We start from the raw sequence: 17,417 nt of genomic DNA on the forward strand, positions 1-17,417 counted from the left end.
TCGTTTATCGCGCGGGCGTCGGTCGATACAGTGTGCCGATCGAAACCAGTGATCCATGGAGGTGAAGGTGGGCAAGCGCGATGTGGTGTTTGCGCCGGGACGTCGGGCGCTGTACGAGCGCAACCGATACTCGCCGGCCGTACGGGCGGGCGGGTTGCTGTTCGTCTCCGGTCAGGTCGGCAGTCGTGACGACGGCACGCCCGAGCCGGATCTGCAGGAACAGGTGCGGCTCGCGTTTCGAAACCTGAATGCGATCCTGCACGCGGCCGGCTGCACGTTCGACGATGTGGTCGACGTCACGGTGTTCATGGTCGATCCACAATCGACGTTCGAGCGCGTCTGGCAGGTTGTGCCGGAGTTCTGGGGCGACGCGCCGCATCCGGCGCTCACCGCGGTCGGCGTGACCTGGCTTTACGGCTTCGACTTCGAGATCAAGATCGTGGCGAAGCTTCCGGTCACCGAATGACGCGATTCGAGGGATCTCGTTAAAATGGGCCTCTTCTGAGTTTTCGGTAACCGCATGTCATGCATCGAATCGGATTCTTCGTTTGCCGTGGCTACGATGCGCTTGATCTGGGCGGGCCACTGGCGGCCTTCAATCAGGTGGCCACGGCCGCGGGCCATACGCCGTACGATCTTCATGTCATCTCGCAATCCGGCGGCCCGGTGCAAGGCAATACGGGCCTGTCGATCGACACGAAGCCCGCCGCAAGGCGCACGTTCGACACCGTCGTGTTCGTGGGCGGCGATATCGATCCGATGCAGACATCGGAGAATATCGCCGCCGCCAGAAAATTGGCGGCCAGGGCATCGCGGGTCGCGAGCGTGTGTACGGGCGCGTTTCTGCTCGCGGAAACGGGTTTGCTCGACGGCTTGAGAGCCGCGACGCACTGGCGATACGCGGCGCTATTGCAGGCGCGCTTTCCTCGCACCCGGGTCGACGGCGACAGCATCTACGTGGTGGATGGTCGCGTGTGGACATCGGCGGGCATCGCGTCCGGCATAGACCTGGCGCTCGGCATGATTGAAAGAGACATGAGCGCGGAGACGGCGCGCGCGGTCTCGAGGCTGTTGGTCGTTCCGTATCGTCGGCCGGGAGGGCAGTCGCAATTCTCGGCCATGTCGCAGATGGAGCCGGAATCGGATCGCATCCGCATCGCGCTGAATTTTGCCAGGGAGCATCTGGCTGAAGCGTTGCCTGTCGAACGGCTTGCCGATGCCGCGAGACTGAGTGTGCGACAGTTCGGCCGCGCCTTTCGCCGGGAAACCGGAGAAACACCGGCCAAGGCCGTCGAGCGTTTGCGCGTCGAAGCCGCGAGGCTGCGCCTGCAGAGCGGCAGCGAACCGATCGAACAGATCGCGTTGGCGGTTGGGTTCACCGATCCGGAGCGGATGCGCCGCGCCTTCATCAAACTGCATGGGCATCCACCGCAAGCGATTCGACGCGAGAGCAGATCGAACGGCGCGCGCTGATCGACTGTTAGCCGATCAGCGCGCTGCGTGGTCAACGCCCGTCGAACGGGCGATTTCGCCGGCCGCTCAATGGTCGGCGGTTTTGACCGGAGGGTAGTCGTTCCACATGTCGCGATGCAGCTTCCACTCGCCGGCCTGCTTCACAAACACGAGGATCTGCTTGCCGCGGATCTGGAGCTTTCCATCGTGGTCGCGCACGTCCGCATCCGACACCTCCGTCACCATCCGGTCGTCACCGTAGAACTCGTAATGGCTGAACGATACGGTGCCCGGTTTCGTTCCAGCATAGCCCTTGGTTAAGTACTCGGCGATCGCGCGGCCCCCGGTGACTTTGTCGCCTCCGGGCGGCAAGAGTGTGCCGTCGTCGGTGTAGAGGCGGCCTATCGCCTCGTAGTCTCCGCGCGCAAAAGCATTCGCCCATCGGGCGTTTTCGGCCTTGATGGCCGCTTCGGGCGGACGTGGCGCGCCACCGGCCGTGGCGGGCGTCGTGAATGCGAAAAAGGAGACGCAGGCTGCAAGAGCAGCGGTACAAAGACGGATCTGTTGCATCGTGTGATTCCCGAACGGGCTTGAATTGAAAAGGCGGCGCCAAATGGGCCGGTGGAGCGGGCAGGTGGCCGCGGCCTTCATCGAGCACGGCCGTGGCCTGCACCTGTCGCGGACAAGCGTTTCAGCGAACGCCGGGGATTCGTGCGAGCCCCCTCGATGCGCCGGGCAGTTTCTTGTCGACCATCGCGATGATTTCCGGCCGTGCGTCTCTCGGATGACCGGAGTGGAACGGCGGCGCGGGATCGTATTCGATCGCGAGCTGCGTGAATTCCGCGGCCTGTCGACCGCGCAGCTTCGCCGCCACGCGAAGCGCGAAGTCGATGCCCGCCGTCACGCCGCCGCCGCTCATGAACCGGCCGTTGTCGTCTTCGACGAAGCGCTCGGGAACGGGAATCGCGCCATATTCGGACAGCTTGTTGACGAAGGCCCAATGGCAGGCGCTTCGCTTGCCGTTGAGCACGCCGGTTGCGGCGAGCACGAGCGATCCGTTGCATACCGACGTAACGTGCTTGGCGCTCTCCGCCAGACGCCGGATCTGCGCCTGATACGCCGGCCGCATGGGCGCCGACAAGTCGGACCCGCCGGGGACGAGGATCACGTCGGTCTGCTCGATATCGGCCAGTCGTTCTGTATTGCCATACACGACGCCAAATTCGAGCGTCACGTTGCCTCCGTCGAGGCTTGCGTAGCGAACGTTCGTATTAGGTAGCCGGTGGAAAATCTCGCTGGGGCCGGCGAAGTCGAGAAGCGTACCGCCGTCGTAATTGACGATCAGAATGTTGAGCGGGGCATTCGGGGGAAGTAGCCCCTCGCTGTTTACCTGTGCGCCAACCGGTGTGGCGTGCGCGAGCAACGCGCCGCCGCCCAGGACGGCGCCGAGCGTGGCGGCGCTTCCAAGCTTGAGCACATCGCGGCGCGAGCGACCTGCTCGGGTGAGTGGCTTTACGAAAGCATTGTTACCGCTACTGTCGGTCAAGATGATTTCTCCTTGCACTTCGGCCGCTCGGCGAGTGCCACCGGGCTGGGCCGGATTGAATCACCGCCACGACGAACCGCGTGGCGGACGTGAACCGCAGGCTCAGAGCTGCGACGCACCGCCATCGACGACCAGTTCGGTGCCGACGACGTAGGCGGATTCGTCGCTGGCGAGATAGAGCGCCGCGTAGGCAATGTCCTCGGCCTTGCCCAGGTGGCCCACCGGAATCGTCGCGGCGAACTCGACCCGACGGTCGCGAACCCATTCGTCGGACATGCCCCACTTGGTGATCAGGGGCGTGTTCATCACGCCGGGCGCGATCGCGTTGAAGCGGATTTTCCGGTCGAGAAACTCGTAGGACCAGCTGCGGGCGAGCGATCGCACGGCGGCCTTCGCAGCGGCGGTCAACGAGATGCCGTGCTTGCCGGTCTGCGCAACGAATGATGTGTTGAGGATCACTGATGAACCTTCACGCAAGTACGGAAGCGCCGCTTGAAGCGTGAACACCACACCCTTGACGTTGACGTCCATGATCTCGTCGTAGAGTTTGTCGTCGATATCGTCGACCGCGGACGGGAAAGCCCAGCCGGCGTTGGCGAACACGACATCCAGCCCGCCGAATTGCTCATTTACGTTGGCGGCAATCGCGCGCATGTCCTGGATCGAACGCACGTCGCCCTTCAGAACGAGAGCATGCTCGCCAAGCTCGGCCTTTACGCGCTCGAATACTGAATCGTCGCGACCCGTAACGGCTACTCGCGCGCCTTCCGCAATGAACAGCTTCGCGGTTGCAAGACCGATGCCGCTGGTTCCGCCCGTGATCAACGCGGACTTGTTCTTGAGCCTCATCTTCCATTCCTTTCCATGTCGTGAGTGATCCGGGCGAACGCTCGAAACGCGATCGCATTCATGCGCCTTTCCCGGCGTGATCTTTCGATATGAAGTATGGAATGTGACGCGCATGGCGCAAAGGTCGTATAACCCTCAAAAAGCGCCATGCAAGCCGTACGTCGGCCGGCGGCACGCGTCGTCCCGTGAGGCCGTTTCAGGCCGACGGTACCTGCCAATCTCGACAGGTTGTTCCGCCGTACCGCGCGCGCGATGATTTGCGTGCTCATTGCGAGCCTGCCCCGCTTGCGTTCCGTGCAATCAAGCCCCATTCCGATCCGCTGCGGCGCAACAGGGGGTGATCGGCTTGTTCGCAATGACGACCTTCCGCAGCGCGACGACGAGGCGAACCATGACATCCAGCAGACTCGAGCAAATGCAGGCCAATCTCACGTTGGCCTATGTTCTTAACAACGCAGCAGTCGACGGAGTCGGGAGGGAACTCAAGCATCCGACTGCGTCGCAGGTCAAAAAGATCATCGTGGATCGCCTGAACCGATCGAAGATGACGCGGAACGATCGGTTCGAAATTGCGTGGGGGCCGGCGATCGTATCGGATCCTAATGGCGAAGCTGCCAATGTGACCGTCGTCGTGCAATTGGCCGGTTCCGGCGAATATACAGTGGTGACGAGCGGCACCAATTTCACGTCCCCGCTTGATGTTCTGAGCGATTTTTCCTATGACACCCTCGAGCCATTCAGCGCGTATGTGCCGAACTGTCCGTCGGACGCACGCATATCGGCGGGTACGAACGGAGCGCTGTACCACGTACTGAAGACGCCCGATGAAAGTCATCAGACGCTCGTCCAATTCCTGAGCACCGTGCCACCGTCATCGATAGTCAACGTTGTCGGGCACAGCCTCGGAGGCGCGCTGGCGTCCGCGATCGTGTTGTACCTGAAGAATCAGACCGGCTTGCAGTCTCTGACGTACCACTGCCAGACGTTTGCCGCGCCGACAGCAGGCAACGATGTGTTCGCCAGCTATTTCGACGAGCAGATGCGAGGCAATGCGGTACGCATATTCACGACGCGGGATATCGTGCCGATGGCATGGAATGCGGACAGCCTCCAGAAGGTGAAACACGTCTACAGCGACGTTCCCCCCCATGACACCCCTGACAACGTGAAGGTGGCTGTCGATATGGTCAGCATTGCGACAAAGTCGCTGAAGTACACCCAATGGGGAACGTCCGAACCATCAGGGCCCGTGGCGGCGGCGATGGAGTACCCGCTGAAGGCGGACGTCAATAAAGCCATTCTGGATTTCCAGGCGCAGGTTGGCTATCAGCATATCGACGGATACATTGCCTGCCTGGGTATGGCCCGCAGCGACATTGATCTCCCCCCGCTGCCACAGGTCAACCCCAAGGTCGGTAAGACGCCCGTGTGAAGCAGTACGAAGCAAAACCCATAAGAACACCGGCACGCAGTGTGAAAACCCGCTTCGGCGGGTTTTTTCATGGCCGGTTTCTGCCGGGCCGTAATGGCCTGGGTTGCCGCCGTCGATACGTCGTGGGATCGACGCTTGGCAAAGATCAAGCGCACGTTGCGTTTTGCATTGTTCACTCTGGAAGTAACAGAACGTTCAATCGCCCGTCATTTATCACCCGGTTGCGACTCAGTAGAGTGCTTTCCCATGTCGTCGGCCGGGGCTCCACAAACGGCACGCCGTTATGGCGCAGGCGTCGCAACGATGGCCGCACGGTTCGGCGCCGGGCGCGCTCGAATCAACTGAAATCCGGGTGTGCGCGGCGCGCCGGACCGGACGCCGCCGCATTCTTTCCAGCCGATCCACAAGGAAACGCTCATGCAATACAAACAACTGGGCCGCACCGGCCTGTATGTCTCCGAGCTGTGTCTCGGCACGATGACGCTGGGCGGCAATGCCGATGCCGGCATGTGGGCGGCGATTGGCGCGGTCGGTCAGGACGACGCGACCCGATTGATCGCCCGCGCACTGGCCGCCGGCATCAACTTCATCGATACCGCCGATATTTACTCCTTTGGCCACGCCGAACGCCTCGTCGGACAAGCGCTCCGGGACCTCGGCGTCCCGCGCGGCGAGATCGTGCTGGCGACCAAGACGGCCGGCGTGATGGGACCGAAGCCCAACGATCAGGGCGCGTCGCGCGGCCACATCATGGATTCGGTGCAGCGAAGCCTGGAACGGCTGCAGGTCGATCATATCGACCTTTACCAGATCCACGCGAACGATTCCGTCACGCCGATCGAAGAGACGCTGCGGGCGCTCGACGATCTGACGCGCCAGGGGCTGGTGCGCTATGTCGGTGTCTCGAACTGGCGCGCAGGCAAGATCGGCAAGGCGCTCGGACTCAGCGAAGCGCTGCGCGCGACGCGCTTCGAGACGCTCCAGGCCTACTATTCGATCGCCGGACGCGACGTGGAGCGCGAACTGGTGCCGCTCGCGATCGAGGAGCGGATGGGGCTGCTCGTCTGGTCGCCGCTCGCCGGCGGTTTGCTGTCGGGGAAGTTTGGTCCGGGGGCGCCAACAGAAGAAGGTGCGCGGCGCAGCCATTTCGATTTTCCGCCGGTCGATCTTGACCGGGCGTGGCCGTGCGTCGCGGCGATGCGCGCCATCGCCGACGCGCGAGATGTGTCGGTCGCCCGGATCGCGCTCGCGTGGTTACTCGCCAAGCCGCATGTCACGAGCGTCATCATCGGTGCCAAGCGGGTCGAACAGCTCGAAGACAATCTCGGCGCGGTCGATGTCGTCCTGACCGACGACGAGCTGGCGCGTCTCGACGCCGTGAGTGCTTTGCCTCCGTGTTACCCGGGCTGGATGATCGATCGTCAGGAGTCGGGCAGGCGGCCCAAGCCGTTCGCGCGCGTCGTGTCGAACTAGGATCGGCGACGCCCCGGTCCATCCGCTCGCGTTAAAGCGACGCACCGCCACACATGACGATCTGCTGCCCCGTAATCGCGCTCGCGTTCGCGCTCAACAGGAAGCCGGTCAGCGCGCCAACCGCTAGAATTGCGGTTTTAGCCCGGAACACGTCCATGTCTTTTGCCTCGCTCGGCCTGATCGATCCCTTGCTGCGTAATCTGCAGGACCTCAATTACCAGACCCCTACGCCGGTGCAGGTCAAGGCGATTCCCGCTGTGCTCGGCGGCAAGGACGTGATGGCCGGCGCGCAGACCGGCACGGGCAAGACTGCGGGTTTCGCGCTGCCGCTGTTGCAGCGGCTCGTGCAGCAGGGCCCGGCGGTGTCCAGCAATCGCGCGCGGGTTCTGGTGCTGGTGCCGACGCGTGAGCTGGCCGAGCAGGTGCTGCAAAGCTTCGTCGCGTACGGCAAGGGCCTCGACTTGCGATTCCTGGCCGCCTATGGCGGCGTCAGCATCAACCCGCAGATGATGAAGTTGCGCAAAGGCGTCGACGTGCTCGTTGCGACGCCGGGCCGTCTGCTGGATCTCAACCGCCAGAATGCGGTGCAGTTCGATCAGGTCGAAACGCTGGTGCTGGACGAGGCCGACCGCATGCTCGATCTGGGCTTCGCGCGCGAGCTCAATGCCGTCTTTGCCGCGCTGCCGGTTCAGCGCCAGACCCTGCTGTTCTCCGCGACGTTTACCGACGATATCCGTACGATGGCGGCGAGCATTCTGCGCAGCCCGGTCAATATCAGCGTCAGCCCGCCCAATGTCACGGGGAGCAAGATCAAGCAATGGGTGGTGACGGTCGACAAGCGCAACAAGCCGGACCTCTTCATGCACCTGGTGGCCGAGAACAACTGGGATCACGCGCTGGTGTTCGTCAAGACCCGCAATGGCGTGGAGTATCTGGCGGCCATGCTGGACGAGGCCGGCTATGCGGTCGACACGATCCACGGCGACAAACCGCAACCGGCGCGGCTGCGTGCGCTCGAGCGCTTCAAGACGGGCGAAGTGCAGATGCTGGTCGCCACCGATGTGGCGGCGCGCGGGCTGGATATCGATGACTTGCCGCTGGTGATCAACGTCGATCTGCCGATCGTCGCGCAGGATTACGTGCACCGGATCGGGCGTACCGGGCGCGCGGGCGCGAGCGGCGTGGCGGTGTCTCTCGTGTGTGCGGATGAAGCCCCGCAACTGGCCGCGATCGAGGCGCTGATCGGGCAGACGCTGCGCCGGGAAGAAGAGCCGGGGTTTGAAGCGGAACACCGCGTGCCGGAAACCAGTTCGACCGGGCAGATCATCAAGAAGCCTAAAAAGCCGAAGAAGCCCAAAGTGCCGCAAGGTGGGGCGGCGGCCACGCCGGTGGCCGGGAAAAAGCCGCAGCCGCAAGGCGGTGACGGCAAGCGCAAGGGTGGCGGAGCCGCGGGCAAGGGCGCAAGCGTGTTGAACGGTAGCCCGTTCAGCGTGCAAAAGCCGCGCGGCAAAGGCAAACCCGCTGGCAAGGCGGTTGCGGGCGCGCGCAAGCCGGCCGGGAAGCCTGCGGGTGGTCGCGGTAAACACTAACCACTAACGCTGATTCGTTAGGCGGCTTACGCAGGCCATAGAAAGGACGGGTGATTTGAGGTCCGCGGGCGGGTGGCGCGGCTTCGCCGCACCTCGGGTTGGCCGGCAAGGGCGCACTGAATCCGGGATCGCTTACAACTTGGCGGCCGAACGGACGTTTAAACCGTGCAAGTCAAGACCTAATCTCTCAGTCAGCGTCAGATCAGGTCTGAGATTGCTCGGCCGTCACTTCATCAAGGGCCGTGATCGACCCGAAGCGGTCAGTGGGAATTCTCAAAAGCGGACGCTGGTCAACCAGACACATCGTTTAACGCCGGACTGAGCCACGCCCCCCAACCTCGGCTCAGATGAGATGTTGGGCTTGCAAGGAGATCATTGCGGCGAATCCAAGCTGACCTGCGCGACTATTTGCTTCCGGGACGTCTGCGGTCGCCGATGGTTCATAGCAGCGCCGCTTGCCGATTGACGTCATGTAGTCAGCCTCCGTATTTGCTGGCTGTTGCCGGCGGGCGAACCGCTTGCGTCGTCAGCCAGCTTGCCAACCTGGATGAATTGCACCATGAGGCACAGCACAAAGCAGAGAATCATGAGGCAACGTGTTGGCGAAAAAAACGCGCTGTTTCCTGGCACGACGAAGTTCACGGTGCCAATTCTAGTATCGGCAACAACGCCTTGCGCAACAGTGGAGCGAGTGGTGGGCCCCTTCAATGACGCGGGAGTGCCCTGAATGAAGCGAGTGATCGCAAACGCGCCGACGAACGCACACGCCGCATGCAATTCGATCAACCAAGCGGGCTGCGGCTGTTCCGGTGTTGCGAGCACCAGATTCAACGTTGTCACAATGCCGGCAGAGACGGCGCTCGTTACGAACGCCAGCAACCATGATTTGAATCGGCGGTTCATGAGTTTCCGCTTCGATGAGAAAAACGCTCGGCTCTTGTATCAGCAAGCAATGAAAATCGTAGAGCAATTCGCTGGATGCACAAAGAGTCCCTCGACCCCGCCCACTGTCCCGACGACGGACGTGAAAACCGCAATCATACCGGGCTAGATGGATCAACAGTATTCCGAGACGGAGTGTGGTGTTGTCAATAATCGACAAAAGCATTCAGCGCTGCGCTACAAGTCCGTCGATCACGATTGGAAAGTCGATGTCGAACGACCGCGTGTGGCCGAACTCGGCGGGCCGCCGCCCAGCGCACGCGACCGACGCAGATCGACCCACTGCGGTCAGTGGTATCGACCGATAGCCGTCGTTCATTCGCTTCTAAACATCTGTGCAGTCACCATTTAGCTGCTTGTAATGCGTATCCCTTCGCTTCTTAAGCGCTGCAGAAACTGATTCCGTGCCACAGATGCGCTAGCCCAAACATCGACAAGATCCCCCTCCCAAAGAAGAAATGTGGCTCTTAGCGGTATGTAGATGTATGCGCTCATGCCGCAACGAAGCACTGTGGCGCAACACGCAAGCACGTCATCTGCTTCGCTGGCCTCGAAGAGTTGGCCAAAGCCGTCCCACGGGTTTAGCTTGCCGGAGCATGTCGATTCCATTTCCTCCAATAGTGAATTCTCAAGCTCCCCATACCTCGACCAATCCGTGACCTGGAGCAAACAGGTTCTCGGCGGTTCAAGATAGCTGCGAATGCCGTCGGCAATCACGGAAGCGGCCCCATCGTTTTTCGGCACTGCGAATTGCAAATACGATGTTTGGCCTAGTCCGGCCTTCCCGTACGGCGCTTCAATACATTCTTCGTTTTTCAGCCACGTCGAACAATCGGAAGGGGACAGCGATTTCATGTCGGTACCCGAGCATGTTGCGCAAGTAGGAGGTAGATCCAATTGTCGACCAATTAAGTGGTCGCGTCTAACGTCTGAAATTGGCCGAACCGAGTCAGACGACCTGACGCTGCCTGTTCGGTTAGTCCACCCTTATACATTTAAACCATGCGTCACGAGCGTCGGATCGCGGGCGTCACGGCGATGCGTCCGCTTTTCATGGCGGCTCGGCGCGAACATTCCGGTGCTGTCCGCCGGCGCTTCGCCGCCCGCTACTCCGTCTGCTGGCGCCGGTATTCGTCCTGTTTCATCCGCAAGTACTGCTGTCGGTCGATTTCGTGCAGCTGCCGCGCATATTGCTCGCTGGAATTGAACCACGTGCTCAGGCGTTGCTCGAGCTGCTTGTCGGGCGGGCTCGATAGGGTGGCAAGATAGGCGTCGATGGCGAGGTAGTAGCGCATGGTGTTGCGCTCCACGAGGCCTCGTATGCCGTCGACGTATTCCGCTTGTGCCGCGGACGGACCTGCGACGTTTGTGAAGCCGATCTTGCCGCGGTCAAACGTTGCCAGAAAGCTTTTCATCGCAAGGCGCCCGACCAGGCCATAGCTGAATGCATAGGTCAGATGCAGGAACGTGCGGTTGCTACCGAGCTGCACCGCTTCCAGGACAATCTGATAATCCCGGGTGTTCAACGGTCCGCTGTCGGCGTGGAGTTTGACCTTGAAGTATCCCGGGGCCCGAGCCGCCGCGTCGTAACGGAAATACAGGCGGTAGGTGGCCGGGAGCTCCGCGGCGGCTTCCCGTTTGCTGATATTCAGGGCCAGCATGTTGTCGCTATTCGTGCCGGGCGCACGGCAGTACTTGATGTTCGGATGCAGGATCAACAGCTCGCACCAGTTGGCCAGGCCCTGCGACTGGTAATCCAGAACGTTGCTGACGGTCGCGAACGGGTAGTCCACTTCTGCGTACACTTCGCCCGTGACCGTGGAGAACGACTCCTGTGAATCCAGATACATTCGCCGATGAAACGCGTTGTTATCGAGCTGCGGTTTCAGATTCTGGTAGAGCGCGCGCAAACGGGTGGCGTCGTCGGAGGTTCCAGCCCACAACCCCACGCACGGCAGCCAACAGGCCGCCAGAACGATCAACATCCACGCCTTCCTGCGTAGCGCGGCGCTCGCTGGGTTTCGGTCACGCTTGCTCATCAACGTGCTCCGGCTGACGACTCCGATGGGCGGGCCCATCGCACCTGTACACCTCGATCGCGGCCGCGGCTTGCGCGAGCGGCGCGCATGCGGCTATCCCGACGCCGATCGATTCCTGCTAATACTATGGCGCGCGTCGCGGAGATGACATTAGGATTTCAGCCGATCGTTCAGCGGCCGGTCACGCGTGGGTAGTCGGGTGACGCGCGTCGGCCGGTACGCCGATACATCTTCGCCGATCAAACTTGGGTCACCCGCGGCGCGACCGCCGCGCCATCCGCGTCGCTCGTCCCCGGTGCGACTTCCTCCAGCGCTTGCCGCCCCGTTTCGACCCGCAGCAACCCGATCGCGACGCACAGCACGCCGAGTGTCGCGCTGACCATCGCGATCACGCCCGACACGCCGAACGCCTGATAGAGCGCGAGTGCCAGCGCGGGCGTCCCGATCGACGACATCCGCCCGCACATCCCCGCGACGCCCGTGCCACGCAGCCGCACCTCGGTCGGAAACAGCTCCGGGATATACCCAAACAGCCCGAGCGTCGTGATCGTATAGATCGCACTGACGAGACAGAACCCGACCAGAATGATCGCCGTGGTATCGCGCAGCGACACATACAGCCAGCCGAGCGCGATGCTGAGAATCGAAGCGATCACGATTCCCCGCGCACGGCCGATCCGGTCCGCGATCAGATACCCGATCAACCCGCCGACCGGCGACCCGATCGACATCAGGAACACGAACCCGAGCGACTTGACGACCGACAACCCCTGCGTGACGAAAAACGTTGGCAGCCATGCAATGAAGCCATAGAGCCCGACGTTCACGCCGATCGCGGTCAACGCGGCAACCGCCATCCGCCCACGCATCCCCTTCGAAAACAGCACGCCGAGCGGCACCTTCCCGACATGCAGATCAATGGTGCGCCGCACCGGCGGCAGCGCGCCGACCTGCTGGCTCACCTCCTGCTCGATCGCAGCAAGCGTCGCCTCCGCCTCGTCGAGCCGCCCGACGGATTCGAGCCAGCGCGGCGATTCCGGCATCCGCTTGCGCATGAACCACACGACCAGCGCACCGATACCGGCCAGCGCGAACATATAGCGCCAGCCGAGATGCGGAATGATCCAGTACCCCGCGGCCAGCGCGGCGAAGAGCCCACTGTTGGTAATGATCGCCAGCAGCGACACCCACTTCCCGCGCGTGTCGGGCGGCACGAACTCGGCGAGCGTCCCGGCTGCAACGACCAGTTCCGCGCCGAGCCCGATCCCCATGATGAACCGCAGCACGATCAACCATTCGATGTCGGGCGCAAAACACGCGGCGATCGACGCGAGCCCGAACACCGCGAGATTGAGCTGATACGAATACCGCCGCCCGAGCCGGTCACCGACATACCCCGCGACGAACGCGCCGATCATCATCCCGACGAACGTCGACGACACGAACATCGCGCCATGGCGCAGATCGGTGAAGCCGTCCTTGACCATCGACGCGACCGAGCCGTTGGCGAGATAGATGTCGAATGCGTCGAGGAACGCGCCGCCGGCGATCAATCCAAGTATCTTCCAGTGGAACCTTGAAACGGGCAGCCGGTCGAGCCGGCCGGCGGCATTGACGGTGTTCGCCATGATGTCTCCAGATGTGGCGCTCTCGCGTCTGCTGACCAGACGCGGAGACGCTTCGATAGTGTGATGAGGGGCGCGCTTCGCTCAGCGCGGAAAGGCCCGGTCAGACAGCGCCGGACGCATGCAACGCGTGAATCTGTTCATCGGCATAGCCGAGCTCGCGTAGCACGGCGTCGGTATGCTGTCCGAGCGCCGGCACGGGATCCATGCGCGGCTCGTCGCTCGGTGCGATGCCGGGCGGCAGCAGCGCGGGGATCTCGCCGGCGGGCGTGTCGACCCGCGTCCAGCGGTGCCGGGCGGCGAGCTGCTCATGCGTCCACACGCCGTGCATGTCGTTCATCCGCGCGTTCGCGATGCCGGCCTGCTCGAGCCGGTCGATCACGTCGGCGGCCGTCAGCGTCGAGAATGCGCGGACGATGACGGATGCCAGCTCGTCGCGGTTCGCGACGCGGCGGCTGTTCGACCCGAAGCGCGCGTCGGCCGCGAGCTCGGGCATGCGAAGCACGGTCTCGCAGAAGCTTTTCCATTCGCGCTCGTTCTGCAGGCCCAGCATCACGGTGTGGCCGTCGCCGGCCTTGAACGGACCGTACGGAAAGATCGTCGCGTGCGACGCGCCGGCTTGCCGCGGCGGCGGCTGGCCGTCGATCGCGTAGTAGAGCGGATAGCTCATCCACTCGACCATGCTTTCGAGCATCGACACGTCGATGTGCCGGCCGCCTCCGGTGCGGCCGCGCGCGATCAGCGCGGCGAGGATGTTCGAATACGCATACATGCCCGCCGCGATATCGGCGATCGAGCAGCCGGCCTTGGCCGGCTCGCCGTCGGAGCCGGTAATGCTCAGGAATCCGGATTCACTCTGGATCAGCAGGTCGTATGCCTTCTTGTCGCGAAACGGCCCGTCGAGCCCGTAGCCGGAGATGTCGCAGACGATCAGCCGCGGATAGCGCGCGCGCAGCGCGTCGTAGTCGAGCCCCAGGCGTTGCGTCGCGCCGGGGGCGAGGTTCTGCACGAACACGTCGGCATCCGCGAGCAGCTTGTGCACGACGTCGAGCGCCGCGGGCTGCTTGACGTCGAGCGTGATGCTTTCCTTCGAGCGGTTGGTCCACACGAAGTGCGACGCGAGTCCCGACACGCGTTCGTCGTAGCCTCGCGCGAAATCGCCGACGCCCGGCCGTTCGATCTTGATCACGCGCGCGCCGAGATCCGCGAGCTGACGCGTGCAGAACGGCGCGGCGATCGCATGCTCGAACGTGACGACCTTGATGCCTTCGAGTGGACGCATGCTCGTCGCTCCCGTCAGAACGACCGCGGCAGGCCGAGGATGTGCTCCGCGACATACGACAGGATCAGGTTCGTCGAGATCGGCGCGACCTGGTACAGGCGCGTTTCGCGGAACTTGCGCTCGACGTCGTATTCGCACGCGAAGCCGAAGCCGCCATGGAACTGCAGGCACGCGTTCGCGGCTTCCCACGACGCGTCGGCCGCGAGCAGCTTCGCCATGTTCGCCTGCGCGCCGCACGGTTCGTGCGCGTCGAACCGGCGCGCGGCCTCGAAGCGCATCAGGCTCGCGGCCTCGACGTTGACGAACGCGCGGGCGATCGGAAACTGCACGCCCTGGTTCTGGCCGATCGGGCGGCCGAACACGACGCGATCCTTCACGTACTGCGACACCTTGTCGACGAACCAGTAGCCGTCGCCGATGCATTCGGCGGCGATCAGCGTGCGTTCGGCGTTGAGTCCGTCGAGGATGTACCGGAAGCCCTGGCCTTCGTCGCCGATCAGGTTCTCGGCGGGGATTTCAAGGTTGTCGAAGAACAGCTCGTTCGTCTCGTGGTTGACCATGTTCGGAATCGGGCGCACGGTCATCCCGTTGCCGATCGCGTGATGCAGATCGACGATGAAGATCGACATCCCCTCCGACTTCTTCTGCACGTCCGACAGCGGCGTCGTGCGCGCGAGCAGGACCATCAGGTCGGAGTGCTGCACGCGCGAGATCCACACCTTCTGGCCGTTGATCACGTAGCGGTCGCCCTTGCGCACGGCGGTCGTCTTGATCTTGGTCGTGTCGGTGCCGGTGGTCGGCTCGGTCACGCCCATCGACTGCAGGCGCAGCTCGCCGCTCGCGATCTTCGGCAGATAGCGCTGCTTCTGTTCGGCCGAGCCGTGGCGCAGCAGCGTGCCCATGTTGTACATCTGGCCGTGGCACGCGCCGGAGTTGCCGCCCGCGCGATTGATTTCCTCCATGATCACCGACGCCTCGGTCAGCCCAAGGCCGGAGCCGCCGTATTCCTGCGGAATCAGCGCGGCGAGCCAGCCGGCTTTCGTCAGCGCGTCGACGAACGCTTCGGGATAGCCGCGCGCTTCATCGATCCCGCGGAAATAGTCGGCGGGAAACTCGCCGCACAGGTCGCGAACGGCTTCGCGAATGTCTTGGTACGCGTCGGTAGGGTTCATGCGTCGTATCGGGGAAAGCGTCGGAATGGGTCAGGCGAGGGTCGCGCTCGCGGACATGGTCAGCCAGCCGTCGTGGTCGTTCGCCCAGAGTTCGACGGTCTTGCCGTCGTCGGCGAGGCGGCCGCACACGCTGAAGGGGTGGCCGAGAAAGGTCGGCCGCACCGCGCGATACGCGTATTCGCTGATCGTCGCGCCGGGCAGCGAGCGCGTGACGAGGTCGAGCAGCAGCGTCGAGATCAGCGGGCCGTGCACGACGAGGTCCGGATAGCCTTCGACGTCGCGCACGTAGGTGCGGTCGTAATGAATGCGATGGCCGTTGAAGGTCAGCGCGGAATAGCGGAACAGCATCACTTCGTCCGGCGTGATGTCGCGCCGCCATTGCGCATGCTCGGGCGCGGCCTTCGGCGGGGGCGCGACGGTGCCGGGCGCCGCCGCGCCGCGATAGACGATGTCGTGTTCATCGCGGATCGCGACTTCGCCCGCGGCTTCGATCACGTGCTCGACGGTCACGAAGCCGAGCGTGCCGCTGCGGCCTTCCTTGCGCTCGACCGACAGCACGCGCGACGTGCGCGTTGCGATCGCGCCGATCGGCAGCGGCCGTTCGAACGTCAGCCGGCCGCCGGCCCACATGCGGCGCGGCAGCCCGAGGTCCGGCAGGAAGCCGCCCTTGCGCGGATGGCCGTCGGGGCCGAGCTCGGCCTGCGGCGCGATCGACCAGAAATACAGCCAGTGCCACGCGGGCGGCAACGCATCGCCGGCGGCGGGAACGATCGGGTGGTCGAGCGTGGCCGCGAGTGCGACTGCACGTTCGGCGCTGATGAGGTCCGTCGTGACTTGCCGGACATCGTCACTGGCATTCGACCGGGAAGCATTCACTGTCACCTCCATCGCCGGGCGGCCGGCGCTTCTGACTGGGCATGAAGTGACTGTAGGTGAAGCGCGGGCGCGACGGAAATACCGTTTGAATGTACCCGTCATAGGGGTACCCTATGGCTTTCGCTTCGATCGAACCGCCATGGACATCCGTCAGCTCCGCTACTTCGTCAGCATCGTGGAATACGGGAGCCTCGGGAAAGCGGCCGAAAAACTCTTCGTCGCGCAGCCGTCGCTGAGCCAGCAGATCGCGAAGCTCGAAGGCGACCTCGGCGTCGCGCTGCTGGTGCGCAGCCCGCAGGGCGTGAAGCCGACGGCGGCCGGGCAGGCGCTGTACCGCCATGCGCGGCTCGTGCTGCGGCAGATGGAGCAACTGCGTCAGGAAGTGCGGGAAGGCGCGGGCAGCGAGTCGGGCACGGTCGCGGTGGGGTTTCCGACCACGATGACGTCGATCCTCGCGGTGCCGCTGTTCGAACGAATCCGGGCGCGTTATCCGGGCATCCGGCTGCAGTACATCGAGACCATGAGCGGCTTCATCAACGAGCTGCTGGCGAACGGGCGGCTCGACCTCGCGATCCTGTTCCGCGAATCGAACACCACCGGCATTACCGCGATGCCGTTGTTCGACGAGGTGCTGTATCTGCTCGGCGAGCCGGGCGGCGCGGTGCCGTCGCGCGCGCGAACCTGTTCCCTCGCGTCGCTCGCCGGCGTGCCGCTCGTCGCGCCGGGCGTGCAGAACGGGCTGCGCCTGTTGCTCGAGCGCACGTTCGCGCGTGAAGAAGTGCCGCTGAATATCGTCGCGGATATCGATTCGCTGCCGACGATGATATCGCTCGCGCAGGCGGGCCTCGCGTGCACGATTCTGCCTGCTTCCGCGCTGGCGTCGCGCGAGCCGGCGAGCCGGCCGAAGATGCGCCGGATCGTCGAGCCGGAGATTCGCCGGCCCGCGAGCCTGTGCTGGTCGAACACGTCCCCCGTCAATTCCGCCGCGCTGGCCGTGCGGCAAACGATCGTCGAGCTGATCGGCGAACTGGCCGCGAGCGGCGCGTGGACGGGCATCACGCTGCGCGCGGGTGATGCCACGCCGGCGTGACGGGTGGGGTGCGCGGGCTGGGTTCGCGAGCCTATGCGCAACCTGACCGG

Annotated in this window: 16 protein-coding genes; 6 read left to right on the forward strand and 10 right to left on the reverse strand. The window is 63.7% G+C overall.

Going from position 1 to position 17,417, the window contains the following annotated elements:
• The first annotated feature begins 67 nt into the window (after positions 1–67).
• Positions 68–466, forward strand: coding sequence for a RidA family protein (locus tag BAMB_RS31170; RefSeq protein ID WP_041491898.1), 399 nt, complete (start codon positions 68–70; stop codon positions 464–466).
• 59 nt (positions 467–525) lie between these two features.
• Complete coding sequence (locus BAMB_RS31175) at positions 526–1,473, forward strand: GlxA family transcriptional regulator (RefSeq protein ID WP_011661131.1); 948 nt, start codon at positions 526–528, stop codon at positions 1,471–1,473.
• Positions 1,474–1,539: 66 nt separating this feature from the next.
• Here BAMB_RS31175 and BAMB_RS31180 read toward each other — a convergent pair whose 3' ends face one another.
• From BAMB_RS31180 to BAMB_RS31190, 3 genes are all read right to left on the reverse strand, one after another.
• Entirely contained in the window at positions 1,540–2,022 is a 483-nt protein-coding gene (locus tag BAMB_RS31180) for a YybH family protein (RefSeq protein WP_011661132.1), read from the reverse strand.
• A gap of 121 nt (positions 2,023–2,143) precedes the next feature.
• Positions 2,144–2,998: a DJ-1/PfpI family protein gene (locus tag BAMB_RS31185; RefSeq protein ID WP_011661133.1), complete on the reverse strand. Its 855-nt coding sequence runs from the start codon at positions 2,996–2,998 to the stop codon at positions 2,144–2,146.
• A gap of 102 nt (positions 2,999–3,100) precedes the next feature.
• A complete protein-coding gene (locus tag BAMB_RS31190; protein ID WP_011661134.1) occupies positions 3,101–3,847 on the reverse strand; it encodes an SDR family oxidoreductase in 747 nt (248 codons plus the stop codon).
• A gap of 391 nt (positions 3,848–4,238) precedes the next feature.
• On the opposite strand from BAMB_RS31190, the gene BAMB_RS31195 reads away from it, so the two are divergent.
• The 3 genes from BAMB_RS31195 (at position 4,239) to BAMB_RS31205 (ending at position 8,341) form a co-directional block, all read left to right on the forward strand.
• Positions 4,239–5,279: a lipase family protein gene (locus tag BAMB_RS31195; protein ID WP_011661135.1), complete on the forward strand. Its 1,041-nt coding sequence runs from the start codon at positions 4,239–4,241 to the stop codon at positions 5,277–5,279.
• A 417-nt stretch (positions 5,280–5,696) separates the two neighbouring features.
• On the forward strand, positions 5,697–6,752 hold the full coding sequence (locus tag BAMB_RS31200; RefSeq protein ID WP_011661136.1) for an aldo/keto reductase: 1,056 nt from the start codon (positions 5,697–5,699) through the stop codon (positions 6,750–6,752).
• A 155-nt stretch (positions 6,753–6,907) separates the two neighbouring features.
• Positions 6,908–8,341 carry a DEAD/DEAH box helicase gene (locus tag BAMB_RS31205; RefSeq protein ID WP_041491809.1) on the forward strand — a complete coding sequence of 478 codons (1,434 nt, stop codon included), beginning with the start codon at positions 6,908–6,910 and terminating at the stop codon, positions 8,339–8,341.
• Positions 8,342–8,809: 468 nt separating this feature from the next.
• On the opposite strand, the gene BAMB_RS31210 is transcribed toward BAMB_RS31205, so the two are convergent.
• From BAMB_RS31210 to BAMB_RS31235, 7 genes are all read right to left on the reverse strand, one after another.
• Positions 8,810–9,244, reverse strand: a complete 435-nt coding sequence (locus tag BAMB_RS31210) for a hypothetical protein (RefSeq protein ID WP_011661138.1) — start codon at positions 9,242–9,244, stop codon at positions 8,810–8,812.
• 387 nt (positions 9,245–9,631) lie between these two features.
• A complete protein-coding gene (locus tag BAMB_RS35725; RefSeq protein WP_127456131.1) occupies positions 9,632–10,138 on the reverse strand; it encodes a hypothetical protein in 507 nt (168 codons plus the stop codon).
• Positions 10,139–10,389: 251 nt separating this feature from the next.
• On the reverse strand, positions 10,390–11,322 hold the full coding sequence (locus tag BAMB_RS31215; protein ID WP_041491899.1) for a hypothetical protein: 933 nt from the start codon (positions 11,320–11,322) through the stop codon (positions 10,390–10,392).
• Between the two features lie 239 nt (positions 11,323–11,561).
• Positions 11,562–12,950, reverse strand: a complete 1,389-nt coding sequence (locus BAMB_RS31220; protein WP_011661141.1) for an MFS transporter — start codon at positions 12,948–12,950, stop codon at positions 11,562–11,564.
• A 100-nt stretch (positions 12,951–13,050) separates the two neighbouring features.
• A complete protein-coding gene (locus tag BAMB_RS31225) occupies positions 13,051–14,229 on the reverse strand; it encodes a CaiB/BaiF CoA transferase family protein (protein ID WP_011661142.1) in 1,179 nt (392 codons plus the stop codon).
• 14 nt (positions 14,230–14,243) lie between these two features.
• Complete coding sequence (locus BAMB_RS31230; RefSeq protein WP_011661143.1) at positions 14,244–15,401, reverse strand: acyl-CoA dehydrogenase family protein; 1,158 nt, start codon at positions 15,399–15,401, stop codon at positions 14,244–14,246.
• Positions 15,402–15,431: 30 nt separating this feature from the next.
• Positions 15,432–16,277 carry an HTD2 family dehydratase gene (locus BAMB_RS31235; protein ID WP_045555007.1) on the reverse strand — a complete coding sequence of 282 codons (846 nt, stop codon included), beginning with the start codon at positions 16,275–16,277 and terminating at the stop codon, positions 15,432–15,434.
• Between the two features lie 139 nt (positions 16,278–16,416).
• On the opposite strand from BAMB_RS31235, the gene BAMB_RS31240 reads away from it, so the two are divergent.
• The gene (locus tag BAMB_RS31240; RefSeq protein ID WP_011661145.1) at positions 16,417–17,367 is read left to right on the forward strand and encodes a LysR substrate-binding domain-containing protein; all 951 of its coding nucleotides are present in this window, start codon (positions 16,417–16,419) and stop codon (positions 17,365–17,367) included.
• Positions 17,368–17,417 lie beyond the last annotated feature (50 nt).

The sequence above is a fragment of the Burkholderia ambifaria AMMD genome, assembly GCF_000203915.1.
Taxonomy (GTDB): domain Bacteria; phylum Pseudomonadota; class Gammaproteobacteria; order Burkholderiales; family Burkholderiaceae; genus Burkholderia; species Burkholderia ambifaria.